At 40.6% G+C, this 24728-nt stretch carries 19 protein-coding genes and 1 tRNA gene; 10 read left to right on the forward strand and 10 right to left on the reverse strand.

Going from position 1 to position 24728, the window contains the following annotated elements; translation table 11 throughout:
- Window positions 1–16 precede the first annotated feature (16 nt).
- Window positions 17–1234, reverse strand: coding sequence for a NupC/NupG family nucleoside CNT transporter (locus tag J7I93_RS19875; protein ID WP_214727812.1), 1218 nt, complete (start codon window positions 1232–1234; stop codon window positions 17–19).
- Between the two features lie 442 nt (window positions 1235–1676).
- Window positions 1677–2549 (reverse strand): metal-dependent hydrolase, encoded by an 873-nt coding sequence (locus J7I93_RS19880; protein ID WP_214727814.1) that lies wholly within the window; start codon window positions 2547–2549, stop codon window positions 1677–1679.
- Window positions 2550–2749: 200 nt separating this feature from the next.
- On the opposite strand from J7I93_RS19880, the gene J7I93_RS19885 reads away from it, so the two are divergent.
- The 7 genes from J7I93_RS19885 (at window position 2750) to J7I93_RS19915 (ending at window position 14393) form a co-directional block, all read left to right on the forward strand.
- A complete protein-coding gene (locus J7I93_RS19885) occupies window positions 2750–4327 on the forward strand; it encodes a peptide chain release factor 3 (protein WP_214727816.1) in 1578 nt (525 codons plus the stop codon).
- A gap of 553 nt (window positions 4328–4880) precedes the next feature.
- Window positions 4881–6278 carry a Na+/H+ antiporter NhaC gene (gene nhaC / locus J7I93_RS19890; RefSeq protein WP_214727818.1) on the forward strand — a complete coding sequence of 466 codons (1398 nt, stop codon included), beginning with the start codon at window positions 4881–4883 and terminating at the stop codon, window positions 6276–6278.
- 229 nt (window positions 6279–6507) lie between these two features.
- Window positions 6508–9801 (forward strand): efflux RND transporter permease subunit, encoded by a 3294-nt coding sequence (locus J7I93_RS19895; RefSeq protein ID WP_214727820.1) that lies wholly within the window; start codon window positions 6508–6510, stop codon window positions 9799–9801.
- A 559-nt stretch (window positions 9802–10360) separates the two neighbouring features.
- Window positions 10361–10837: a hypothetical protein gene (locus J7I93_RS19900; protein ID WP_214727822.1), complete on the forward strand. Its 477-nt coding sequence runs from the start codon at window positions 10361–10363 to the stop codon at window positions 10835–10837.
- A gap of 312 nt (window positions 10838–11149) precedes the next feature.
- Window positions 11150–12445: a DUF5667 domain-containing protein gene (locus tag J7I93_RS19905; protein ID WP_214727824.1), complete on the forward strand. Its 1296-nt coding sequence runs from the start codon at window positions 11150–11152 to the stop codon at window positions 12443–12445.
- A 122-nt stretch (window positions 12446–12567) separates the two neighbouring features.
- The gene (gene sigI, locus J7I93_RS19910) at window positions 12568–13314 is read left to right on the forward strand and encodes an RNA polymerase sigma factor SigI (RefSeq protein ID WP_214727826.1); all 747 of its coding nucleotides are present in this window, start codon (window positions 12568–12570) and stop codon (window positions 13312–13314) included.
- Complete coding sequence (locus tag J7I93_RS19915; protein ID WP_214727828.1) at window positions 13311–14393, forward strand: anti-sigma factor domain-containing protein; 1083 nt, start codon at window positions 13311–13313, stop codon at window positions 14391–14393. The genes sigI and J7I93_RS19915 overlap by 4 nt, the downstream gene beginning before the upstream one ends.
- Before the next feature lie 42 nt (window positions 14394–14435).
- Here the strand turns inward: J7I93_RS19915 and J7I93_RS19920 are convergent, their stop codons facing one another.
- The 4 genes from J7I93_RS19920 to J7I93_RS19935 all read right to left on the reverse strand — a co-directional run bounded on the left by J7I93_RS19920 (window position 14436) and on the right by J7I93_RS19935 (window position 18724).
- Window positions 14436–14636, reverse strand: a complete 201-nt coding sequence (locus J7I93_RS19920; protein ID WP_009331086.1) for an alpha/beta-type small acid-soluble spore protein — start codon at window positions 14634–14636, stop codon at window positions 14436–14438.
- 112 nt (window positions 14637–14748) lie between these two features.
- Window positions 14749–16077 (reverse strand): (Fe-S)-binding protein, encoded by a 1329-nt coding sequence (locus tag J7I93_RS19925; RefSeq protein ID WP_214727830.1) that lies wholly within the window; start codon window positions 16075–16077, stop codon window positions 14749–14751.
- Window positions 16074–17486, reverse strand: coding sequence for a glycolate oxidase subunit GlcD (gene glcD / locus J7I93_RS19930; RefSeq protein ID WP_214727832.1), 1413 nt, complete (start codon window positions 17484–17486; stop codon window positions 16074–16076). The genes J7I93_RS19925 and glcD overlap by 4 nt, the downstream gene beginning before the upstream one ends.
- 119 nt (window positions 17487–17605) lie before the next feature.
- The gene (locus J7I93_RS19935; RefSeq protein ID WP_214727835.1) at window positions 17606–18724 is read right to left on the reverse strand and encodes a CdaR family transcriptional regulator; all 1119 of its coding nucleotides are present in this window, start codon (window positions 18722–18724) and stop codon (window positions 17606–17608) included.
- Between the two features lie 138 nt (window positions 18725–18862).
- Between J7I93_RS19935 and J7I93_RS19940 the strand changes: the two genes are divergently transcribed.
- Window positions 18863–20227, forward strand: a complete 1365-nt coding sequence (locus J7I93_RS19940) for a TrkH family potassium uptake protein (RefSeq protein ID WP_214727837.1) — start codon at window positions 18863–18865, stop codon at window positions 20225–20227.
- Between the two features lie 48 nt (window positions 20228–20275).
- On the opposite strand, the gene J7I93_RS19945 is transcribed toward J7I93_RS19940, so the two are convergent.
- Entirely contained in the window at window positions 20276–20626 is a 351-nt protein-coding gene (locus J7I93_RS19945) for a DUF3905 domain-containing protein (RefSeq protein ID WP_214727839.1), read from the reverse strand.
- Window positions 20627–20777: 151 nt separating this feature from the next.
- On the opposite strand from J7I93_RS19945, the gene J7I93_RS19950 reads away from it, so the two are divergent.
- Window positions 20778–20939 carry a hypothetical protein gene (locus tag J7I93_RS19950; RefSeq protein WP_214727841.1) on the forward strand — a complete coding sequence of 54 codons (162 nt, stop codon included), beginning with the start codon at window positions 20778–20780 and terminating at the stop codon, window positions 20937–20939.
- Window positions 20939–21091 carry a hypothetical protein gene (locus J7I93_RS19955; RefSeq protein ID WP_214727843.1) on the forward strand — a complete coding sequence of 51 codons (153 nt, stop codon included), beginning with the start codon at window positions 20939–20941 and terminating at the stop codon, window positions 21089–21091. Before J7I93_RS19950 ends, J7I93_RS19955 begins: the two co-directional genes overlap by 1 nt.
- Window positions 21092–21333: 242 nt before the next feature.
- Here the strand turns inward: J7I93_RS19955 and J7I93_RS19960 are convergent, their stop codons facing one another.
- The 3 genes from J7I93_RS19960 to J7I93_RS19970 form a co-directional block, all read right to left on the reverse strand.
- The gene (locus tag J7I93_RS19960) at window positions 21334–23082 is read right to left on the reverse strand and encodes a B12-binding domain-containing radical SAM protein (protein ID WP_214727845.1); all 1749 of its coding nucleotides are present in this window, start codon (window positions 23080–23082) and stop codon (window positions 21334–21336) included.
- Window positions 23083–23408: 326 nt separating this feature from the next.
- A tRNA-Arg gene (locus J7I93_RS19965) sits at window positions 23409–23482 on the reverse strand.
- Between the two features lie 190 nt (window positions 23483–23672).
- The gene (locus J7I93_RS19970; RefSeq protein ID WP_214727847.1) at window positions 23673–24713 is read right to left on the reverse strand and encodes an acyltransferase family protein; all 1041 of its coding nucleotides are present in this window, start codon (window positions 24711–24713) and stop codon (window positions 23673–23675) included.
- Window positions 24714–24728: the final 15 nt, after the last annotated feature.

A 24728-nucleotide genomic window follows, 5' to 3' on the forward strand; every position in this document is an offset into this window, starting at 1 on the left:
TACGCCCGGAAGCAGTTTAAAATAGCATGCCGGCAATCGCGGCACTTAGCATGGATGCGAGGGCTCCGGCTGCAACAGCTTTAAGCCCAAGACGTGCAATGTCCGGTCTGCGATTAGGAGCTAATCCTCCAAGTCCTCCGAGAAGGATTCCCAATGAAGAGATATTGGCAAATCCGCAAAGGGCAAAGCTGATAATTGCCACAGTTTTGTCAGATAAATTTGGAATTTCCGGTGCAAAAGCGGAGTAAGCGACGAATTCATTCAAAATTAATTTTTGCCCGATAAAGTTTCCTGCCTGAACGGCTTCCTCCCATGGGACCCCGATCGCAAATGCAAGCGGAGAAAAAATATAGCCGAGAATGGTTTCAAGGGTCAAGCCGCCAAATCCAAACAATCCGCCAACCCAGCCTAGCAGCCCGTTAATTAAGGCAACCAGAGCAATAAACGCCAGCAGCATTGCACCAATATTCAAAGCAAGTTCCAGGCCAACACTGGCTCCTTTTGCCGCTGCGTCAATAACATTGGCGGAGTCGCTGTCCACTTCCATATCGAACTCCTTTGGTTCTTCTTTTTCTTCTGTTTCAGGAAGCATTATTTTTGCCAAAATTAATCCCGCTGGAGCAGCCATAAAGCTGGCTGCAAGCAGATATTCCAATGGCACTCCAAGCAGGGAGTAACCAATCAGAACTGAACCGGCAACAGATGCAAGGCCACCGGTCATGACAGCAAATAACTCTGATTTCGTCATATTTGCGATGTAAGGGCGTACGACGAGCGGGGCCTCCGTTTGCCCCACAAAAATGTTCGCTGCAGCTGACATGGATTCAGCCTTTCTGGTTCCTAGAAGCCACGAAAGTGCGCCACCCAAAATTTTAATGAAAAACTGCATGATCCTTAAATAATAAAGGACAGAGATTAATGAGGAAAAAAAGATAACGACCGGCAGAACCTGAAAGGCAAACACAAATGCAATTCCTGACTCTTCTGTAAATAGGCCGCCAAATAAGAAGTTAATTCCCTGATTGGCATAATTTATAATGTCATTTACTTTCATAGTCAGCCAGTTCAGTGCATTTTTGCCGGCTTCCCACTTTAATACCAGGAAGGCAAAAATCAGCTGAATCGCAAGCCCGCCGGCAACAGTCCGCAAATTAATTGCCTTTTTATTGTTCGAAAGCAGGAATGCGATACCCAAAACGACAATGATGCCGAAAATTCCCCAAAGAAAATTCATTTTTTTACACCTCTTATACTATGTAGTATTTCTTGCACGAGACTGGACGGATTGAGTCAGCAGTACTCCTATTCCCAAAAAACTCCGCCTTGAAGCTTAATAGTTGTATTATGTGCAAAAGGTGCAAAATCATGAATAATAAAATAATGCCTATATAGTGGCTATTAAACAAAAGGCTCTGTTAAATCGGCCTTCGACTTCCGCTCCCAGGTACTAAGAAACAGCGGACGGTCCGGTAGCCTTCTCGGCGTGAACACCTGCGGGTCCCCTTTGACTCGCGCTTCCCGCATTAATTTTAATAAGCATCCTTGAATAAACAACACCGCACGAAGAAAATGCAAGTACATGTTCGAGGATTTCGTGCCTTCTTCTCCAATCAACAGTGTTCCAAAATCAATAATGAAATGGAACATAGCAAAAAAAAGATGAGCCCCATGACTCATCACTTAGTATTTTTTTCGATATATTCAAATAAAAAAGACTGCCCGTTTCTATAAAAACGGGGATCATAAATCCCAAGCCGTTCATCATCATCAACGAGTACGACAAACGGGGACCATTCATAAAGGGTTTTAGCTTCAGGGCGCTGCGAGAACAATTTGTCCAAATCGGCGGTTTCGTTTGATTGCAGTACGTACTGTTTTTCTTTTTCTTGAAACAAATTATCATTATATATGATAACTTCATCTTCATTTTTGGTAATGACTGAATACGTCCATGGAACAAAACCAGCAGACAAGGCTATTTGATGGTATTGGCCATCGTATTGTTTATATAGTAAGAAGCCTTGCGTGCTTTGGACAATTACATGCAGAAGGATGAATGCCCACGCCATTTTGTAATAGTAGGGTGATTTTAGCTTATTTCTTTTTGAAAAGATAAAGGCTGTTCCCATTATGATCCAAATGACTAAATCGACAATTGGAATTGTGCCAAACGTAATCCGCATATTTGAAAAAGGTTCCAAATAGCCAGTTCCCCAAGCATTGAACAAATCACTGGTATTATGTATGAAAACGGCTAGCAATCCAAGCAGGAAAAGCTTCTTATCCTTTACTTTGAAAAGCAAAAGGGATAAAAGGAAAAATAAAAATGCCCAAATGGGAGTCAGAAAAACAGAATGGGTAATCCCCCTGTGCCACATTTGATACAGCCCCTCAGTGTCCCAGAGACGTGAAATAACATCTATATCAGGAATTTGGCTGGCACCGACAGCAGTCAGCAAGTAAGCCCTTTTATGATTTTTGTCCATGGTTCTTTTATCCACTGCACCGTAAAGGCTCAGGCCGAATAATGTATGTGTAATCGTATCCATGATTCCGCCTCCTTTGCTATCATATTTGTTTTAATTATTATAATCCTGAAAATGGAATATAAAAAGAAATAAGCAAATCTTAAATGCATTGCAAACTTTACTCGCGCGCGATAGAATTGAAGGTATTGCAATAATTAACATAGATTTACCCAATCATTGCTTTTATAACAAATTTTCATATAAGTAAGAGAGGAACTAATATGTCCAAAAATTTTAATGATGAAGTTTTATCCCGCCGCACTTTTGCGATTATCTCCCACCCGGATGCCGGGAAAACAACGCTGACTGAAAAACTTCTGTTATTCGGGGGAGCCATTCGGGATGCTGGTACGGTAAAAGGTAAAAAGACTGGTAAATATGCGACAAGTGACTGGATGGAAATCGAAAAGCAGCGTGGAATTTCGGTTACCTCCAGTGTGATGCAGTTTGAATATGAAGGTGCCCGTGTAAATATCCTGGATACTCCTGGCCACCAGGATTTCAGTGAAGATACGTATCGTACATTGACTGCTGTTGACAGCGCAGTAATGATAATTGATTCTGCTAAAGGAATTGAGGAGCAGACGCTCAAGCTGTTCAAAGTCTGCCGTATGAGAGGTATTCCAATCTTTACCTTTATGAATAAGTTGGACCGCCAGGGGAAGCCGCCTTTGGAATTGCTAGCTGAATTGGAAGAAGTAATGGGGATTGAGTCATATCCTATGAACTGGCCAATTGGGATGGGAAAAGAGTTCCTTGGCATTTATGACCGATTTAACAACCGAATTGAACAATTCCGTGTGGACGAAGAGGACCGCTTTGTCACCTTGAACGAAGAAGGTGAAATCGAGGGGGATCATTCCTTAAAGGACTCAGGCCTGTATGATCAAACTCTTGAAGAAATTATGCTTTTAAATGAAGCGGGCAATGAATTTTCCAGAGAGCGCATTGCTAACGGGGAACTGACACCTGTATTTTTCGGAAGTGCCTTGACCAACTTTGGTGTACAGACGTTTTTGGAATCATACCTTCAATTTGCACCGCCGCCTCAGCCGCGGAATTCAACAGCAGGTGAAATTGATCCGCTATCAGAAGAGTTTTCCGGCTTTATATTTAAGATTCAGGCAAATATGAACCCTGCACATCGCGACAGGATTGCATTTTTAAGAATCTGCTCCGGGCAATTTGAACGAGGTATGGCAGTTAATATTCCAAGGATCGGAAAATCCATCAAGCTAGCACAGTCCACACAATTTATGGCGGATGACAGAAGCACCGTGGATTCGGCTGTAAGCGGAGATATTATCGGCATTTATGATCCGGGAACATACCAGATCGGGGACACCTTAACAGTCGGGAAAAATAACTTTCAATATGAACGTCTTCCGCAGTTTACACCGGAGCTCTTTGTAAAAGTAACTGCAAAGAATGTTATGAAGCAAAAACACTTTCATAAAGGCATTCAGCAGCTGGTGCAAGAAGGTGCAATCCAGCTCTTCAAAACTGTAAAAATGGAAGAATACCTATTGGGAGCAGTCGGACAGCTGCAATTCGAAGTGTTTGAGCACCGCATGAAAAATGAATACAACACAGAAGTGTATATGGAAAGACTCGGCTCAAAAATTGCACGCTGGGTGGAAGGCGATGACGTAAACGAAAATCTCTCCAGTGGAAGAAGCCTGCTTGTCAACGACCGCTATGACAAAAAAGTCTTCCTATTTGAAAATGACTTTGCACTAAGATGGTTCCAAGAAAAAAATCCGAATGTCAAATTATATAATCCAATGGATTCACAATAAGAAAGCGGGTCTCTTAAGGGGGCCCTTTTTTCCTTTGAGTCCGGATTGGGTGGGGAAATTAGAGAGGTAGAGTTAGCAAAACTGGCGCTTAAAGAAGCTGAAAATCGCGCACCCCAGAACGCCCGGGCGAAAACGAAAGAAAGCCGCGAATAAAGGGAGCCTCCCCGTATGAAATCCATTCAATTCCTATATATTCCTCTAACAGTACACTTGACATTGCCTCAAATAGATAATATATTATTAACACATACGCTTTAACGCTAAAAAGCGTTTAAGTTTAAAAGTCGTATACTCAATTAAAAGAAAATAAATCTTGTCCGCAGATCACGAGACTAATTGCCGGCAGCAAATAGAGACTGGATGGGTGCTGAAAATCCAGGCAGCAATTGGTTGAATTACAACTGCATTGAAAAGGGCAAAGTTTTTTAAAGAGGATAAGCTATATTTTGGGGCTTATCAATTAGGGTGGTACCGCGGAGCTCCTTCGTCCCTATAGGCGAGAGGGCTCTTTTTGTTTGCTTAAACTTACAGTTATGCATAGGAGGAATACATCATGCACCAAGATCAAGCAGCATTGCGTTTGAAGCCGTTGGAGGCATTAATTGTTACTTTAATTATTTTGGGCGGTATCAGTTATTCTATTATTTTTGCAGGGGCAGTACCGCATATTCCGGTAGTTTTGGCGATTATGGGGTTATTTGCTTTTGGGTTATTAAAAAAGGTATCTGTGAAAGAGCTCGAGAAGGGGCTAGTTGAAGGAGCCAAGTCCGGGCTAGGAGCAATTTTCATCTTTTTCTTCATCGGAATGCTAATCAGCAGCTGGATGGCGAGCGGAACCATTCCTACTTTTATATACATGGCTCTTGAAGCTGTTAATGGAAAGTTCTTTTATGCAATTGTATTTGTGGTAGCATCTGTGATAGGGATGAGCATTGGAAGCTCGCTGACAACAGCTGCTACATTGGGCGTTGCCTTTATGGGCGTCAGCACAGCTTTAGGACTTTCAGAAGCTATTACCGCAGGAGCTGTTATTTCCGGAGCGTTTTTTGGGGATAAAATGTCGCCATTATCTGATACAACCAATCTGGCATCATCAACTGTAAAGGTGGACTTATTTGACCACATTAAAAATATGGCATGGACGACAGTTCCTGCTTTCACTATTTCCCTGGTGCTTTTCGCTGTATTGTCACCAGGTGAGGCTGCGTCAGATTTCACAAAAATTTCTCACCTGAAAGCAACTTTGCTGGATCAGGGGCTGATTCACTGGTATTCTCTGTTGCCATTTGCCATCCTGACTGTTATGGCCATAAAAAAAATATCAGCAATCATCACACTTTCAGCAGGAATTTTATCTGCGCTGCTAATAGCAGCTTTCGTACAAAATAGCTTTGGAGTTCAAAAAGTAATGTCATTGCTTTTTTCAGGATATGTTTCAGAGAGCGGTTCAGAGGAAGTCGATACATTATTATCAAGGGGCGGAATGGAAAGTATGATGTTTTCTATTTCTCTTGTATTGCTTGCTCTTTCTATGGGTGGATTATTCTTTAAGCTGGGTATTCTGCCAGCATTGCTGGAGGGAATCAAAGTCATGTTGAATCGTGTGCCTGCACTGATTGCTTCTGCAGCCGGAACAGCAATCGGTATTAATTTCCTGCTTGGCGAGCAGTATCTTTCCATTCTTTTGACAGGCAATGCCTTCCGGGAGCCATTTGAAAAAGCAGGCCTGCATACGAAGAATCTATCCAGAATTCTTGAAGACGCGGGAACTGTGGTTAATCCTTTGGTGCCATGGAGTGTTTGCGGTGTTTTCCTTACAGGCGTCTTAGGGGTGGAGACAGCTGTCTATCTTCCGTTTGCATTCTTCTGTATGCTAAGCCCAATTATAACTTTAATTTACGGGTTGACTGGTATAAAAATTACTAGAACCAATGAAAAAGCAGCTGCATAAAGCTGCTTTTTTCAATTTTCAAAGAAGGAATGGTGTGTCACTTTTTTGACACATTTCAGAGCACACTCATTGCTTGCATCGTGTTAATAGCTCTTATATAGTTAAAATGGGAATATCCGTATATTTGTTTTCCATTATGTAAATCGTAAAATCCGAAATTCACTAAACAGGATCCGTACAGGCAGCGGGTACTGTCATTTAGCTAGTGCCAACGAAAGGAGCAGCATGAGTGCGTATAAGTGATTTTTCTATAAGAAGGCCAATTTTTACATTGGTATCGATGTTTTTAGTACTTATTTTAGGGGTTGTGTCCCTTTTAAATATTCCATTAAAACTCATACCTGATATCAATCCGCCAGTTGGTGTCGTTGTTACTTCCTACCCGGGGGCAAGCCCTGAGGAGGTTGTTGAAAAAGTAACGAAGCCATTGGAAGAAAACTTGGCTACATTGCCGGGAATTAAAACGCTGACCTCCACCTCGCAGGAAAGCGCCAATTTTATCTTAATGCAGTTTTCATGGACAACGGATATTGATGAAACCCAAAGTGAGGTCATCCAAAGGCTGGATCAAACACAGCTGCCGGAAGATGCAGATGATCCGCGGTTTATGAAATTTGATCCATCACAGTTTCCTATTATTCAATTATCTTTGAGTGCGGATGAAGAATCCCAGACTTTAAGAAAACTTGCTGAGGAACTGAACCTGGAATTGACGAAGGTTGAAGGTGTGGCCAGTGTCAATATGTCAGGTACAGCCATTAAAGAAGTCCGGGTGGAGCTTGACCAGGAAAAATTAAAAGATTACAAACTAAGCCAGGCTGATGTTGTTGATGTTATTCAGTCAAATAATATTTCCATGCCAGGTGATCCGGTATTAACAGAAGGTAAAGAGCTGACCACAAGAATCATCAGCAGTTTAGATTCACTTGATATATTGAAAGAACTTACTGTTACTGTTAATCCTGCTACTGGTGATAAAGTAAGTCTGCAGGATATAGCGGAGGTACAATTAACCAATCAGGACGATAGAACGATTACGCGGACTAATCAGTCACCATCTGTTTTATTAAGTGTTCTTCAGCAATCTGATGCAAATACAGCAGAAGTTTCAGAAGAGTTTATTAAGAAACTGGATGATCTTTTGGATCAGGAACAATATGAAGGCATTGATTCTGAAGTCCTTTTTGACCAGGGAGATTACATCAATTTGGCAATAGGGAATATTTCTAACTCGCTGCTTCTGGGCGGACTTTTTGCCATGATTGTGCTCTTTTTCTTTTTGAAAAATGTTAAAAGTCCGCTAATCATTGGCATATCTATTCCTTATTCAGTTATTTTTACGTTTGTCCTGATGTACTTTTCAGATTTCACATTGAATATTATGACTTTAGGCGGTTTGGCGCTTGGAATCGGAATGCTTGTCGATAACGCAATCGTGGTTATCGAAAATATTTACCGACATTTATCTATGGGGAAGGATCCGAAAACGGCCGCAAGCGATGGCGCGAAAGAAGTTGGCTCTGCAATCACTGCTTCTACTTTGACTACTGTTGCCGTGTTCCTTCCTGTTGTCTTTATAACAGGAATCATTGGGGAATTGTTTACAGAATTTGCGCTGACCATCTCCTTTAGCCTCTTTGCTTCTTTAGTAGTGGCTCTAACGGTTGTCCCTACGCTTGCCAGCCGTTTACTTAAAGCGCCTAAAACGAACCTTGAAGCTAAAAGGCAGGAATCTGGCTTAATGCGTTTACTTGAAAGATCCATCAAATGGTCATTGCGGAACCGCGCTGTGGTTATTGCGATTACAATGTTGCTCTTGGCAGCAGGAAGCTTTGGATTAACAACAGTCGGAACGCAGTTTCTTCCTAATACGGATGAAGGATTTTTTACTGTCCGTATGGAACTTGAAAACGGAACAGCTTTGTCCGAAACAGAGAAAGTCATTGATGCTGTAGAGGAAGCAATAAAGGATGAGGATGAGGTTGATACATATGTCAGCCTGATTGGAACCACACAGGAGGGTTCCTTCCGCGGCTCTACGAATGCCAATATTGCGGAGCTCTATATTAAAATGAAAGAATTGGATGAGCGCGATAGATCAACATTTGAATTTGTTGACGATGTGAAAAAGGATTTGGAAAAAGCAGCATCCAAAGTAAATGAAAGTGCAGACCTTTCATTCAATATGCAGTCCTCATCAGGAACTGCACCAAATACTTTAACCTTTAGTGTGAGGGATACGAATCCAAATCGCTTAAATGAGAATGTAAACAAAATATATAGTGCCTTAAAAGACCTTGACGATGTTACAGAATTGACTACTGATCTTATGGATACCGTTGAGGAAATCCAAATAACGGTGGACCGCGAAAAGGCGCTGGAGCAAGGTTTGGCTCCTGCTCAAATCGCTATGGCCGTAAATGATGTGACGCGCGGCAATCGTGCAACACAAATGATAGATGATGAAAACAATATTTATGGCGTATTTGTTGAATATGATAAAGAAATAACACAGGATATCGATAACCTGAAGACGTTGCTTATTAAAAAAACAGATGGTAATTATGTTGCTTTAGATGAAGTAACGAATATTGAGCGGGGAGAAGGGCCGGTCAATATCCAGAGGATCAACCAGCAGGATGCTGTCCAATTCACGTTGAAATATAAATCCTCGACAAATATGGGGGCCATTTCAAAAGAGGTGGATAAAGAAATTGCCGATCTCGAACTGCCTGAAGAAACAGAAGTTGTATTTAGCGGGGACCGGGAGTTGCTTGAATCCTCTATTGATGACATGGCACTGGCCTTTATCCTGGCAATCGTATTTATTTACCTTGTCATGGCAGCTCAGTTTGAGTCATTGAAATATCCGTTTGTGATAATGTTTACTGTTCCTCTTATGATTATTGGTGTGGCCGTCGCTCTGACAGCAACTCGCACACCAATTAGCTTAACGGCAATCATTGGGATTATTGTACTTGCAGGTATTGTAGTCAATAATGCGATTGTCATTGTAGACTATATTAATCAAAAGAAAGAAAGTGGCCTTAAGACCTATGATGCCATTGTTGTATCAGTGAAAGACCGGGCAAGGCCAATCCTTATGACAGCTTTAACAACTATTCTTGGTTTGGTTCCTCTTGCCTTGGGAATTGGTGAAGGAACAGAAATCAACCAGCCAATGGGAATCACTGTCATAGGCGGTTTAATCAGCAGTACCTTCCTTACATTGTTTGTCATACCAGTTGTATACAGCTTCTTTGACAAAGATACAAGACGATTAAATAAAATGTATGCGACACCTGAAGGCCATTTAGTGCCGGCGTATTTGCTTGAAGAAAGGGTGGAACGCGAAGAACGGCAAGAAAGAGATTCAGAACAGGATAGCAAACAGCTTCCCGCTGCGGAGACTCGGCCATACAGCAGAAACGATATGGCGGCTATGCTAGAAGAACTATTGAAAATTGTAAAAGAGGAAGAAAAAGAACAAAAAAATCAGGACCGGGAGGAAGAATCTCGATAATAACAAGCCCCCTTTCATTTGGATTTTTTGGTTTTTCTGGGGAGACCTGAATGAATTAGTTAAGTAGCACTAGGTTGATTGGAGCGGAAGGTGCGTGATCCTCGAAAATGCATTCGCATTTTCTTCGTGCGGTGAATATTCGAGGATGCTTATTCAAAGTCCTGCGGGAGGAGAGGGACAGGTGACCCCACAGGCGCTTAAGCGCCGAGGAGGCTCACCGCACGCCCCGCAGTTCGCTGAGCATCCTGGAGTGGAAATCAACTGGCTAGTTTAACAAAGGCTGTCCTTAAAGGACTTTTTAAGTGGCCTCTTCAACTGAAAGGGGCTTTTTTTTTTGAAGCAGTTTGTGACCGGTAAATCAATCCAATAGTCCGGTATATACATGATTATCCGGTAAAATAACACCTCATTTGTTACTAGCTACTACATGAATGATTTTTCTTTATAATGGCATAATACTTGTCAATACGCTTTTAGGAAAATAATTGGAAATAAAACAGATAATTGGCTTATGAAAAGAGCACAATAATACTATCGACTTGTAGCTGGTGATAAATGAATGAAAAAACTCAGTAAACTAGAAGCGGTTTTATGGAGCATTGCCTTGCCCGGTTTTAGCCAATTATTAATTGGGCAGCTTTGGAAAGGAACCTTATTTGTCGCTCTTGAATTTATCATAAATGTATACAGTCATTTTAATTCCGCCATTATGTACAGTTTTATGTGGGAAATTGACAAGGCTGAACATGTACTTAATTTTCAATGGCTTATGTTTTATCCTTGTCTGTATATGTTTGCGATGTGGGATGCTTACCGAAGTGCAATGCCAGAAAAAGAACAATTATCTTTTCTTCCATTTGTGTTCGGTGCTTATTTTGTAACTGTAGGCCTAATGTACTCAACCAAGCTTACCATCTTTGGTATACGATTTGGACCAGTCTTTCTGCCTATGCTTTTTGTTATTCCAGGTCTATTAACAGGGTTTATCATTAGATGGATTCTTTTAAGATGGAGGAAGGATCCTGTCCAAAATTAAGGCTGGAAGGCCAATCCTAATTAAGGGCTTTAACACACCATTCACAGAGGTGCTGTTAAAGCTTTTTTATATTTGGGCTCTGTTAAATTTGCCTATTGAGTTCACTCCAGAAGCTCAGCGAACCGCGGGCAGCCCGAGGATCTCGCTCTCCAGACGGTTCGATCAACAGAGGTGCCAAATTAACAATGAGCTTTAACAGATCCTATTTTTAAAAAATAAAAATTTTTAACACCCCCACAAACACCCCTCCCACTTCCGTACACTTGTAATGAATAAAGCGGGCCGCTTAAAAAAATCATGAGGTGAAAGACATTGAAATTTTTATCCAATAAAGAAATGAATAAAATCGCTAAAAGTACACTGGCATTAGTAATTGCAGGTACATTCACATTCTCAGCTACAAGTGCATTTGCAAATGAAAATAATAATGAAACTAATCTTGAGACAGTTGAGTTAAATAGCGAAACTGCAGCAGAAGCAGAGGTTACGACTGTAACTGAAACTGACGCAGCTGAAGCAATAGAAAAAGCGGAAGGACAGCTGGAAGAGATTGAAGCTGAAACTCCATCCCTATTACCTGGAAGCTTCTTCTACTTTGCGAAGCTTACATTGGAAAAAATTAAGCTTGCCCTTACTTTTGATGAAGTAAAAGAAGCTAAGTTACTCGCTACATATGCTGCTGAGCGTCTAGCAGAAGCAGAAGCCCTTTTTGCTGAAGGCAAAGAAGAAGAAGCTCTTGAAGCAATAGAAAAAGCATTAGAACATATTGAAAATGCAGATAGCATTGTTGATGATGAGAAAGAGTCAGACAGCGAAGAACCAAAATCAGACGAAGAAAATTCTGATGATGAAAATAAAGAAGACGAACCAGCTAATGAAGATGAACCAGCTGATGAAGATGAAACAGTTGAAGAAGATGTTGCAGTTGAAGAAGATGTTGCAGTTGCAGAAGATGAAACAGTTGAAGAAGATGTTGCTTTAGATGATGAAGTAGTTGCAGAAGAAGATTCAGTGGAAGAGGTTAAAGAGATTCTTGCTCAGAATATTATTTCCCTCAAAGCAAATTTGGCTAAATTTACAGAAAGATTTGATGAAAATCACCCTGCGATTCTGGCAATGGAAAAGAATATTGCAAAGTTCACTAAAAAATGGGCTGATAAGTTAGCAAAAATAGAAGAAGAGTCAGAAGAAGTAACGGAAGAAGAGCCGGTAACAGTTGAAGAACCAGCAACAGATGATGTTGCAGTTGATACTGAAACAGAAGAAACAGTAACTGAAGAGACAGTCACTGAAGAGGAAGAAACTGTTGTTGCACCAGTAAAGGTATCAAAAGCAGAAAAGGATGCTGCTAAGGCTGAAAAGAAACAAGCCCATGCTGAAGAAAAAGCTCTAGAAGCTAAAAAGAGAGAAGAAGCCAAGCAAGCTCGTGCAGAGGCTAGAAAAGCAGAAAAAGAAGCACGCGAAGCAGCTAAAAAAGCGGCAAAGGAACAGCAAGCTAAAAAAGTCCAAGCAAAACAAGATGAAGCAAAGAGCAATGGCAGCAAAGGGAAAGAAAAAGCAGAAGAAGCTAAGGGCCAAGGGAAAGAGAACAAAGGAAACAAGCAATAAAAGCATGAACAAAAAGGAAAAGAAAGCACATGGAGGCTTTCTTTTCCTTATCCTATAGCCACCCTTAAAAAAACAGTCTGGACATCGTATGATATAATGTGTTTTGAAAAGAGGTGAGGCTAATGCTAAGTTTATTGTTCATGGCGAAAAAGCGTAAAAGAACGCTGGAAGAAACGGTAGAGTTAATACAGCAGGGGGATACAGTATTACATAATGAGCTAATCGAGTCGTATAAGCCGTTTATTGCTAAAACAGTTTCGTCGGTTTGCAAGAGATATATTCATGAATCTGATGATGAATTTAGCATTGGCCTCATTGCTTTTAATGAGGCGATCCAAAAATATAGTCAGGATAAAGGCAGTTCACTGATCAGTTTTTCAGAAGTACTGATAAAAAGACGAGTGATTGATTATATTCGCAAACAATCCAAATATCAAAACCTTAGTTTTAATGGAGGGGCAAATTTGGATGAAGACGAAACAGCAGGTTCAACGATTGAAGATGAATTGTCTATTGAAGACTTCAGGAAGAAAACGGATGAGGAGCTCAGAAGAGAAGAAATCCTCCAGTTTACCCAAATTCTTCAGCAATTTGATCTTTCCTTCGCCGACCTGATTGAGCAGTCGCCGAAACATGCTGATGCACGGAAAAATGCAATGGCTGTTGCCGGGATTCTCGTTGAAAATGATGAACTTAAAACCATCCTTCTTGAAAAGAAACGGCTTCCGATTAAGCAGTTGGAAGGGTATGTATCGCTTAGCAGGAAGACAATAGAGAGAAACAGAAAGTACATAATTGCCATCTCACTTATATTAGCTGGTGATTATGTTTATTTAAAGGATTATATCAAAGGGGTGTTGGAAACGTGAAAACAGGTATTATTATGGAAATTAACGAACGTTTTTTAACGCTGTTAACCCCGGAAGGAGAATTTCTGCGTGCTCGTAAACAGGATCGGGCATACGTAATTGGACAGGAAATTGATTTCTTCCCAATCGAACAAAAAAGCGGAAAAAAGTCATCTTCTCTATCTATTTTTAATGTATTTAGAGGTAAGGCCGTGTTTGCAGCAGCTTTTGCGATCATGTTAGCAGTCGTTTCTTTTCTGCCTTTTTATCAAAGCAATGAAGTTTATGCCTACATGTCGATTGACGTTAATCCAAGCATTGAATTAGGGGTCAATGAGAAGTATCAGGTAATCGAGCTCGTGCCTTACAATGAAGATGGAGAGCGCATTATCCAAAAGATTCAAGACTGGAAAAAGGAAGACATCCAGTCTGTAACAGACAAGATCCTCTTTCAATTAAAGGACCAGGGCTACTTGGGGGAAAATAAAGAGATTGTTATTGCAGCCGTTTATACAGAGGAGAAAATAGAAGAGGATGACCGCTTGCAGGCAGAGTTAATAGAAATAAAAAAAGCTGCACAAAAAGAGCAGCTAGAAGTTACGTTATTTGAAGCAAGTGAAGAAGATAGAAATACGGCAATTGAAAAAGGGCTGACAACTGGGGTATATAAAGAAAATAAATTAAAGGCTGACAGTAAGAAGCCATCAGAAAAAGATAAACCGGCGTCTGCCAATCAGCCAAAAGAGAAAAACAGCATCTCTAACAATAGTAAGAAACCTGCTGAAATTCCGCCTGGCCAATTAAAGAAGCAGGAAAAACCTGCAGTAAATGAGGGAAAGCTGAATGAAAAGAAAGAAAAGACAGCTGCTCCGGGACAGACAAAGAAAAATGAGAAGCAGGAAAGTAAGCAAAATACCAGCAGAAGTAATAATGGGAATAATGATTTAGAGTATAAAAGCAAAGCAAACAGTAAAAAAGGAAATGACGAAAAAAAAAATAAACAAAACGAACGGTCCAAACATAACGAAAATAACGGAAACGGGAATAACCCTGAGAAACAACAAAAAGATAAAGAAAAAGATAATCATGGTAAAAAGTAAAGTCCGGAATTCTCCGGACTTTTTTCCATTTATATGAAGTTTTTATTGATTGTTTTGGCCGGACATTTGAGCCTGAGCTTGCTGAACAAGTCTCTTAGTAATTTCTCCGCCCACAGATCCGTTTGCCCGGGATACTGTATCAGAGCCTAATTGAACACCAAATTCCTGGGCAATTTCATATTTTACCTGGTCCATGTATTGCTCGATTCCAGGAACTAATAGTTTATTGCTGCTTCTTGCCATCGTATTCAACTCCTTTTTATTGGTCTACAGAGTTTTCTATTGCCTCTGTATTTGTAGTATGAATAAAAAGGGGAGTTTCATAAGTGGTAATATTTCGGCATAAACAGCTTTTCTATTTTTCGCCTGCCGCTTCTAAAAGAACATCTGCTATATGGACCGCATTAACCTTGCCGGTTAGCCCTTCACGTTCAATACCAAGCTTCATTTGCAAAAGACAGCCAGGATTAGCGGTAACAATGGCTGCAGCGTTTGATGATTTTGCATGTACCATTTTATGATCAAGTATTTGCATAGACATCTCAGATTCGACAATATTATAAATGCCAGCAGAACCGCAGCATCTGTCAGAATCCTTCATCTCTGTAAACTCAATCCCTCTGATTGCTTTTAGCAGGGTGCGGGGAGCTTTGTCGGTCTTCATAACGTTCCGCAGATGGCAAGAATCCTGATAGGTAATCACCTGGCTTGGGAGTTCAAGCTTAACATTCTTATGGAAGTCAAGTTCATAGAGAACCTCGCTGATATCCTTTAGCTTTGCAGAAAAATCCCTAGCCCTGTCAGCCCATTGCGGATCATCCTGGAGAAGATGTCCATAATCAATAAGGAAAGCCCCGCAGCCGCCAGCATTAGTTATAATATAATCCACATCCAGCTTTTCAAAAGCTTCGATATTCCTTTTTGCAAGCTCTTTGGCAGATTGCTTTTCACCGCTATGTCCATGAAGCGCTCCGCAGCACGCCTGATCTTCCGGGATAATCATTTCACAGCCAGCGAGCTGAAGAAGCCTCAATGTTGCATGATTGGTTTTCATAAACATAGTATCCATCAAACAGCCGGTAAAAAAAGCGGCTGTCTTTTTGGGAACACCTGAGGCTGAAAGATAGGAAGATCTATTTTTCAGTTCTTTCATAGTAGGAACTTCAGGCAGCACTTTTTCCATCGCCGCGAGATTTTCCGGCAGCCATTTAAGCATTCCTGTTTTTCTAGCGAATGATTGGAGCCCTGACCGCTGATAGAAACCCAAAAGCCCTGTAGCCGCCCGCATCCGGTTCTGATGGGGGAAGAGCTCATTGAAAACAAGATTCCGGACTGCTTTTGCGGCGAGTGAGTGTTTTTTATTCTGATTTATAATATCTCTGGCTTCCTCCAGCAGATGGCCATATTTCACACCTGATGGGCATACAGGTTCACATGCGCGGCAGCCAAGACAAAGGTCAAGTGAGCGCTCAACATCTTCATCAGGTTCAATCAGTCCATCCGCTACAGCTTTCATCAGGGCAATCCTGCCTCTCGGGGAATGTGTTTCTTTAAAACCGGACTCAACATAAGTAGGGCAGGAAGGAAGGCAAAACCCACAGCGCATACAATTTAATAGCTCATCCTCATTCATGCGGTTCTTAAATTCTTCCTGAATGATTGTTTGTTCTTTTGCCGTCGTCATTTTGTAACCACCACTCGTTTTCTGCTATCCTTGGCAAATACCTTGCCGGGATTCAAGATATTATTTGGGTCAAGGGCAGCCTTTACAGCCTTCATCGCTGCAATTCCTTCTTGGCCAAGTTTGAGTTCAAGATAAGGTGCTTTCATAACGCCCACTCCATGTTCACCTGTTATCGTACCGCCAAGTTCAATAGCTTTGATGAAAATCTCTTCAAATGCTTTCTCTACTCGCTCCATTTCGTCGTGATCTCTGGCATCTGCAGGGCAGGTTGGATGCAGGTTTCCATCGCCTGCGTGGCCGAAAGTGCAGATAGATAGCCTATATTTATCTGAGATTTCATTTATGGCTTTAACCATTTTGGCGATTTCCGATCTTGGGACTGTCGCATCTTCGAGAATGGTTGTCGGTTTTAGCCGGGCTAGGGCTGATAAAGCAGCCCGGCGTGCAGTTCTCAACGCTTCAGCCTCTATTTCGGATTGAGCCACCTGGACTGAAACAGCTCCTTGCTCTTTGCAGATTTTAGCCATTTTCTGCACATCTCTTTCTACAACCTCAAGAGGACCGTCCTGTTCAATCAAAAGGACTGCTTGAACGTCTGTTGGCAATCCAATTTGAGCAAAGTCCTCCACTACTTTTAATGTAGGCTGATCTAAAAATTCCAGTGTTGCCGGAATTATTTTTTGTGAAATGATTTTAGATACTGACTTGGCCGCAGCCTCTAAGTCCTGATATAGTGCCAGCATGGTCTTTTTTGTTTCAGGCAGCGGTATTAATTTTAAGGTTGCTTCCGTAATAATTCCCAGAGTCCCTTCAGAACCGACTAATAAGCGGGTGAAATCATAGCCTGCCACATCCTTTGCAAGCTTTCCGCCTGTTTTGATGATGTCTCCATTAGCCAGCACAGCTTCAAGCCCCATTACATAATCCCTGGTTACCCCATATTTTAAGCCGCGCAGCCCGCCAGAATTTTCGTTGATGTTTCCGCCGATCGTGCTAATTTTCATTGAACTCGGGTCAGGAGGATAAAAAAGCCCTCTTGCTTCTGCCTGGTTAATCATATCCAAGGTAATAGCACCTGGCTGCACCGTTACAGTGAGGTTCTCTTCATCTATTTCAAGAATTCTGTTCATATGCCTGAAAAGGAGAACAATTCCCCCCTCAGTTGGACAAGTTCCTGCACAAAGGTTGGTGCCAGACCCTCTAGGCACGATGGGTATGCTGCTGCTGTTGCAGATTTTTACGACTTCAGCAATTTCCTGAGCATTTCGAGGACTTATGACAGCATCAGGCATCGCTTGAAAGTTCGGAGTTGCATCATATGAATAAACCAGCCGGCCTGCTTTTGAGTCGTCATAGTTTTCAGTCCCAACAATGGCTGTTAATCTTTCTTTAATCTGTCTTTCAATCATTTAAATACCTCTCCCTTTAGTTTTATACGCTCGGAACTGTAAAGTTTCTCTATATAATTCAGTATAAAAAAAGCAGGGAACCCCTGCTATGGATAAATATATGAAAAATGACAAAGATGTCAGCTGTTTTTTGTACCTTCCTCTAAAAGTCTTATAGCTAGATACAATTTTATTAAATCATCAAGATCTGAGGTATTTAACCCTGATAACTCATAGATTTTCTTAAGCCGATAGTGAAGTGTATTAATATGTATGTGAAGCGCCTCAGCTGTATTTTTCAAGGAGTGATTTTGTTTAAATAATTCCTGTAGTGTTAACAGTAAATCCTTTTCAGTCATTATAGATCCAACCGTTCTATCAATAAAATCAATTTTTGTTTCAGCTGAAAGGTCCTCAAATATCATCTCCATTGTCAAATCTTCGTCGAATATTATTTTATCCCGGTCTTTTGCTATTTTTAAAGCCCTTTCTGCTTGCCTGAATGCATCGGGCAAATTTGAAGGGGACATCGGTTTACCGGTGCCTATACAAACCTGTACAGATAGCAGGCTCTCTAAAAACCGATGGAAGCGAATGACTTTATCCTTTGAAGTGAGATCATTGTTCGAAATGGATACTCCAGATAATAATACAATTCTGTCATTTCCCCAGCGAATGATTAAATCCTGCTCGCTGGCTTCATTCCAAGACAGGATCCTATTCCAGAGGTCCCTATGCATCAGTAATGGATTTTCTTTAAATTCAGCAATGGAAACTTGTCTATTTATAGACAGGTTAATTTTAAGCAAATGTGCGCGCTCTCTAAAAGAGGGATCCCATTCTTTTGACTGAAGCCAGTCAAACATAAAGCCTTCCAGCGCTCTGGCCTGCCAATCCAGCTGCTCTGCATAATAGCTTTCGCTTATAAATAACTCTGTCATTTTACGGATGATTTCCCCGAATGGAGAAATCTTATCGGGATCCCCGGTAATTCCTATGACTCCAGCAGTTTCTCCCTTAAAAAAGATCGGAAGGTTAATGCCCGCCTTTACCCCCTGGAGTCTTGATTGATCATCCTTTGTGATAATCATCTTATCTTTATTTTTCGCCGTAATGAATGCACCCTCGTGTAAGGTGCCGATTCTTCTTGGATCTGTACCAGCAATGATCACTCCAGATGTATTGGCAACAATAATATCTTCATGAAGAAATTTACGTACTTCAGCAATAATCTTCTCAGCAAGATCAGGCAATAACATGTAATACCTCCTGATTTATTTTGTTTCCATTATATAAAAATAAAAAACTTCCTGCGAATTATCTTATATCCCTTTAAAAAACAGGGTATATTCATTATGATAAGGGTTAGGAAAAATTTCGAAAGGGACAGGTACAATATGTGGAAAGACTTTAGACTCTGGCTGGATAAACTAACACCTGCCCAAGTAATATCAGGCTATTATTTATTGGCAGTCTCTGTATCAGTTCTATTATTAAGAATACCTGGTGTACATAAACCAGGTGTTGAAATCGCGTTTATCGACACAGTTTTTACTGCAGTCAGCGCGGTAAGTGTAACAGGGCTGACTGTGGTTAATATTTCAGAAACTTATAGCGTTTTCGGCTATTTTGTTATCATGTTTATTTTGCAGTTTGGCGGAATAGGAATTATGGCCTTGGGCACCTTTTTTTGGCTATTGCTTGGCCGAAAAATTGGTTTGCGGGGCCGGCGCCTGATCATGGTGGATCATAATCAGTATGCACTTTCAGGACTTGTTAACTTAATTAGGGAAATTATAAAAATCATCCTAGTGATCGAGGCGCTGGGTGCTTTAATTCTTGGCTTCCATTTTCTAAAATATTATCCCACGTGGGAGGAAGCCTTTCTCCATGCTCTATTTGCCTCTGTAAGTGCAACAACCAACGGAGGGATGGATATAACAGGTGCATCTCTGCAGCCTTATGCTGGCGATTACTTTGTCCAGCTCATTCATATCATTTTAATTACATTAGGGGCTATCGGCTTCCCGGTTCTTATTGAAACAAAGGCTTATTTGTTCAGAAATAAATGGGATAATGAACAACCGTTCCGTTTTTCCTTATTTGCTAAGCTGACAACTGTTACGTATGCTGTTCTTTTAGTAATCGGTACTGTTATCCTGCTATTGTTTGAATACGGCCATTACTTTAAGAGTATGAGCTGGCATGAAAGCTTTTTTTACGCGTTTTTTCAATCAGCTACGACAAGAAGCGGCGGACTTTCAACTATGGATGTGAGTGAATTTTCTATGCCTACGCTTCTTGTAATGAGTATTCTGATGTTTATCGGAGCGTCTCCTAGCTCGGTTGGAGGAGGAATAAGAACGACTACATTTGCAGTAAATATTTTGTTCATTTATCACTTTGCCAAGGGGAATCGTGATATTAAAGTTTTTAAGCGGGAAATTCACGAGGACGATATTCTTAAATCGCTGGCAATCACCTTGCTTGCAGTAGGGATGTGCTTTATCTCTGTTGTGACCCTCAGTATTACTGAACAAGATCATCACATCATAGAGATAATATTTGAGGTTTGTTCTGCCTTCGGAACAACAGGCTTATCAATGGGGATAACCCCGGAATTATCAAATATTGGAAAATGCATTATTATGGCATTAATGTTTATCGGAAGGATAGGGCTGACTTCATTCTTATATATTATTGGCGGGAAAGAAAAGCAGCCTAATTTTCACTATCCAAAAGAACGAGTTATTATTGGCTAAAAAAAGCAGCCCGGAAGAGCTTTTCCGGGCTGCTTTTATATTTATTGCTTAATCAGTACCGCGGCTGACATCCTTTGTCGGGTGCATGAAAGGATACCCTTGAGGCGGTTTTTTGCTTTCAAGCAGTTCTTTGTTTTCAGTTGTGTTCCAGCCAATATCATTGGTCGGATGAACCCATTCATCGCCAGCCATTACTGCAGGATCTGTTTCATCGCTCCATTTTTCCAGAGGCGAGCTGTCTGAGGAGTAAAAACTGTCCCCGATCGTAACGCCGAACGAATTCTCAAACGGCGGCTGCAGCTCCATGCCAGTGTCCTTAAAGCTTGGTGCCTCAATTTGGTGTGGAAGTGTCTCATCAATACCAATGTTCTTCTTGTTTTTACTGTTCTTTTTTGTCATAGCGGCTCATTCCTTTTTTACTTATTTTTTACTGAGTGTGTTATTTTATTGAATTTTTTCAGCAGTAAAATAAGGAAAATGAATTTAGGAATGAAACCCGTTTTTTTACGAAAAATATAAAAGTAAATTTTCTTTCCAGGAGGAGATTAGGATGGCTAAACGCAAAGCTGAATATAATGCGGTTGAGAAATATAGCAAAACACCTAAGAAAAACTTGCAGGAATCGGAATTTTCGGCGGAATTCAGCCAGGGCGAAAACCCAATGAAAAATGCAAACCGCAACTCCAAACATGGGAGAGAGGGAAGATCCTAGTGGAGAAAAAAAAGCTAAAGAACGCCAAGCAAAGCGATTCTTCCAATGTTGAATTTGGCATGGAGTTTGGCGATATAAATGCAAATAAATTATATGAACTGCCTTTTATGAACCGGGAAAAAAATAAGAAAAAAAATAATGATAAATGCTAGAAAAACCGGCGAAGAGGCCGGTTTTTTGCTGTTCTTATTATTGACTATGTTTAAAACTTAAAGATTAACTTAGCACGTTAATAGGAGCGGCAGCCGCGAGACTCCCCAAGGATGCATCCTTACTTCCTTTGTTCGAGGTTAATTCACAAATGCTTATTCATATTTGGGAGCAGCGTACCCAAAGGGAACCCCGCAGAAAGAGAGTGTTTGCAGCGGAAGTCAAAAGTCAAGGTTAACAGGACCTATAATTTAAGAGATCCAAAAAAGATGGACACCTTTTCTGAACTCGAATCAAAATAGGCAAGAAGGGCAGTTTCTTGCCTTTCGAGTTTTCCTTCACCTAAATACTTCTCTATATCAAAAGACAATTTTTCAAGCAATGTGTGTTTGTATATATCCTTTTCGTTCAGCTTTAGGCTGGAGAAATGCTCTCCAAGCTGTGCTGGGTGTTCGAGCAAATGCTGATAAATCTTTGATCTATCTGCTCTTTCAAAGCTTGCCTGCCACCATGGCTTCCGAGGCTTGTATTTTTGCTTGGAAATATAATCATACTTCATTAGGCCTTCAACAATATCCAAGTCCGCGATGTGGATGGATTGCAGGAATTCAAACAGGCGCCTGAAAAGATCCTCGAGCTGATGCCCGATTCTGGACCAGCCTTTTAGCTCCCAATAGCTGCCGAACTCCTGGAAGAAATCGAAAGGCGTTGGGAAAACTTTTGTGACCAAATATTCGATGGTGGCATCCATCCTGTGGTCATTCCAGTATTTCTCCAGTACGTCCTCAACCTGTTTAATACGGATTATGTCATCAAAAGATAGAACATTATTCCCCAGTATTTCGTATGGTGAATGGTCCATATAGATATATTGATGGTCCTCAGCCCTTAGTCTGAGCCCTGTGCCCCGCAGCATTTTTAAAAATCCAAGCTGAAGCTCTTCAGGACGCATCGCAAATACATCATTGAATGTTTTCTTGAAGGAATGATAATCTTCCTCTGGCAAACCGGCAATTAAATCAAGATGCTGGTCAATTTTTCCTCCGTCTTTAACCATTGTAACCGTCCTGCAAAGCTTATCAAAGTTTTGCTTTCTCATTACAAGTTCATTTGTATAGTCGTTTGTTGACTGTACGCCAATTTCAAAACGGAACAGTCCCGGAGGTGCTTCCTTATTTAAAAACTCAATCACTTCAGGCCGCATGATATCAGCAGTGATTTCAAACTGAAATACAGTTCCGGGCAGATGCTCATCAATCAGAAACTGGAACATCTCCAAAGCATAGCTGCGGCTGATATTGAAAGTCCGGTCGACAAATTTAATGGTTTTCGCTCCGTTTTTCATTAAATATCTGATGTCTTCCTTAATCTTTTCTCTGTCAAAATAGCGAACACCAACTTCTATAGAGGAAAGGCAGAACTGGCAGCTGAAGGGACATCCTCGGCTTGTTTCTATATAAGTAACGCGCTTTGATAGATATGGAATATCTTCTTCAAAACGGAATGGAGAAGGCAGCTCACGCAGATCAAGCTTGTTTCGCTGAGGATTAATGTGCACCTGGCCATTTTTTCTGAAAGCGAGGCCATGTACGTTGTCCATATTCATGCCGCTATCCAATTCTGTTAATAGTTGCTTAAAAGTTTGTTCACCCTCGCCAATAACGATGTAATCGAACTCTTTAACATTCTCCATCCATTCGGCAACATCATAAGTCACCTCAGGCCCTCCCGCTACAATATGAATGGAAGGGTCAATCTTTTTAATCATTTTAATAACCTTGATCGTTTCTTCAATATTCCAGATATAACAGCTGAAACCGATCACGGCCGGCTTTTTGCGGATAAGATCTGTAACAATATTCATAACAGGATCTTTTATGGTATACTCAGCCATTTCCACATTAAAATCTGGTTCAGCATATGCTTTCAAATAACGTATGGCTATATTTGTATGAATATATTTGGCATTCAGTGTACTCGCAATTACTTTCATTTATTTTTAAACTCCCTTTATTTGCAACTTAAACATCATATTATTGTATCATATTTTTGCCTTAATAAAAGGAAGTAAAACATTGTCAGTTCAATGCTGTACCAAGTATTAAATGATAATAGAGACATTTTTCAAGAGAAAAACAAAAGCACTTGGCTCCGCCTTCGCCAAGCGCGATGATAGCCCCGCATGCTATCCCCACTACAAATAAGATAGCATGCAAGTTTTATACTAGTGATAAATGCATGTAAAGATCTATTTAACTATTGTAAAAAAGAGGGATGAAAAAACGCCAACCCTTGTAAAGGTTGGCGTTTTCTAAGCAGCGTCCCAGGCGAGATTCGAACTCACGACCTACAGCTTAGGAGGCTGTTGCTCTATCCAGCTGAGCTACTGAGACATGATAGTATGATCTTGTTTGCTTCTAACCCTGTTTTTTCTTTTGTCGGTTGCTTCAAGGACGTGCATGCGTCGAAACGTCCCGAACAAAGCTATCTGACATATTTACTTATTATAAGGCCTTAATCAGCTTTGGTCAATGGATATGCAATAAGAAAGAATCGGCCACTTTAAAAATGGCCGATTCTTTCTTAGTTTGTGAGCTTTTTACGATAAAATCGGACATATGCTCTTGTTCTATCTTTCAGCTTCTTAAGCTGAGAGGTCTTAAGTTCAATTATGGGCTGAGCAAATGATGTAATCAGCTTGCTTGAAAGAAGCAGAGTCAGCAATAACGAAATACCTGCGAGCAGCAGGAAGGTTTCCGGTTTGTTAAAGTAGTTTTGTACATCGCTTTCCCTGAATACACGTACAAAAAAACCGTGCAGCAGGTAGACATAAAGTGTATTCTTCCCCAGGTTTGTAAAGAAGTACTGTTTCTGGGGTACGATGGAGTAAAAGCTAAATACCATGACTAAGCTAAGGATATAGAATCCCAGTCTGGTAAATACTGCTCCAATGGAAGCTGCGCCCATTTCTGTATATGGCTTGGACCCAAGGAGCCATTTATAATCAATATCCGGATAAAAGTAGAATCCGGTAAAGACAACCGCAAATACAAATAAGGCACTAATTCTGAACTTTGGTTTAATCAGGGCATAGAAGTGCTCTTTCTTTAAATAATACCCTAGTAAAAATAAAGGAAAGAAAACAAAAGTCCTTGATAAACTTAAATAGTTTGAGATCCAGTCGGCATAACCGACAGCAAGGCCAATCAGCAGAGCGCCTGTCAATGAATAAACTGCTTTATGCTTGGCAAAGAAAAGGAGCATAATATTCCAGCAGAACATGCTGATCAGAAACCATAAAGACCAATGCGGGTTGAACGGATCCATCTCAAACGTTCCTTTATTATATAAAAAGTAATAGAAAACCGAATAAATAACCTGAAATATGATATACGGCAAAATTAACTTTTTTGCAATCTTCTTTATATATCCTTTTTTATAGAACCCTTTTGCAAAAAAACCTGAAACTAATATAAATGCCGGCATATGAAAGGTGTAAATGACCTTATAAATGGTGTAAATCGTTTCATTATCTTCAATAAAAGAGCGGAGCAAATGTCCGAATACGACAAAGAAAATTAAAATAAATTTGGCATTGTCGAAATAATAATCACGTTGTTTCATAAATCCTCCTCTATT

It is taken from the genome of Bacillus sp. ISL-47, from assembly GCF_018613175.1.
Taxonomy (GTDB): Bacteria; Bacillota; Bacilli; order Bacillales; family Cytobacillaceae; genus Cytobacillus.

Bases quoted from the DNA above. Each gene is read 5' to 3' on its own strand.
- J7I93_RS19875 (WP_214727812.1), bottom strand. From the start codon at position 1,234: ATGAATTTTCTTTGGGGAATTTTCGGCATCATTGTCGTTTTGGGTATC.
- glcD (WP_214727832.1), bottom strand. From the start codon at position 17,486: ATGATTGAAAGACAGATTAAAGAAAGATTAACAGCCATTGTTGGGACT.
- J7I93_RS19880 (WP_214727814.1), bottom strand. From the start codon at position 2,549: ATGGATACGATTACACATACATTATTCGGCCTGAGCCTTTACGGTGCA.
- J7I93_RS19945 (WP_214727839.1), bottom strand. From the start codon at position 20,626: ATGACAAAAAAGAACAGTAAAAACAAGAAGAACATTGGTATTGATGAG.
- J7I93_RS19950 (WP_214727841.1), top strand. From the start codon at position 20,778: ATGGCTAAACGCAAAGCTGAATATAATGCGGTTGAGAAATATAGCAAA.
- J7I93_RS19960 (WP_214727845.1), bottom strand. From the start codon at position 23,082: ATGAAAGTAATTGCGAGTACACTGAATGCCAAATATATTCATACAAAT.
- sigI (WP_214727826.1), top strand. From the start codon at position 12,568: ATGCTAAGTTTATTGTTCATGGCGAAAAAGCGTAAAAGAACGCTGGAA.
- J7I93_RS19900 (WP_214727822.1), top strand. From the start codon at position 10,361: ATGAAAAAACTCAGTAAACTAGAAGCGGTTTTATGGAGCATTGCCTTG.
- J7I93_RS19925 (WP_214727830.1), bottom strand. From the start codon at position 16,077: ATGACGACGGCAAAAGAACAAACAATCATTCAGGAAGAATTTAAGAAC.
- J7I93_RS19935 (WP_214727835.1), bottom strand. From the start codon at position 18,724: ATGTTATTGCCTGATCTTGCTGAGAAGATTATTGCTGAAGTACGTAAA.
- nhaC (WP_214727818.1), top strand. From the start codon at position 4,881: ATGCACCAAGATCAAGCAGCATTGCGTTTGAAGCCGTTGGAGGCATTA.
- J7I93_RS19920 (WP_009331086.1), bottom strand. From the start codon at position 14,636: ATGGCAAGAAGCAGCAATAAACTATTAGTTCCTGGAATCGAGCAATAC.
- J7I93_RS19885 (WP_214727816.1), top strand. From the start codon at position 2,750: ATGTCCAAAAATTTTAATGATGAAGTTTTATCCCGCCGCACTTTTGCG.
- J7I93_RS19970 (WP_214727847.1), bottom strand. From the start codon at position 24,713: ATGAAACAACGTGATTATTATTTCGACAATGCCAAATTTATTTTAATT.
- J7I93_RS19940 (WP_214727837.1), top strand. From the start codon at position 18,863: ATGTGGAAAGACTTTAGACTCTGGCTGGATAAACTAACACCTGCCCAA.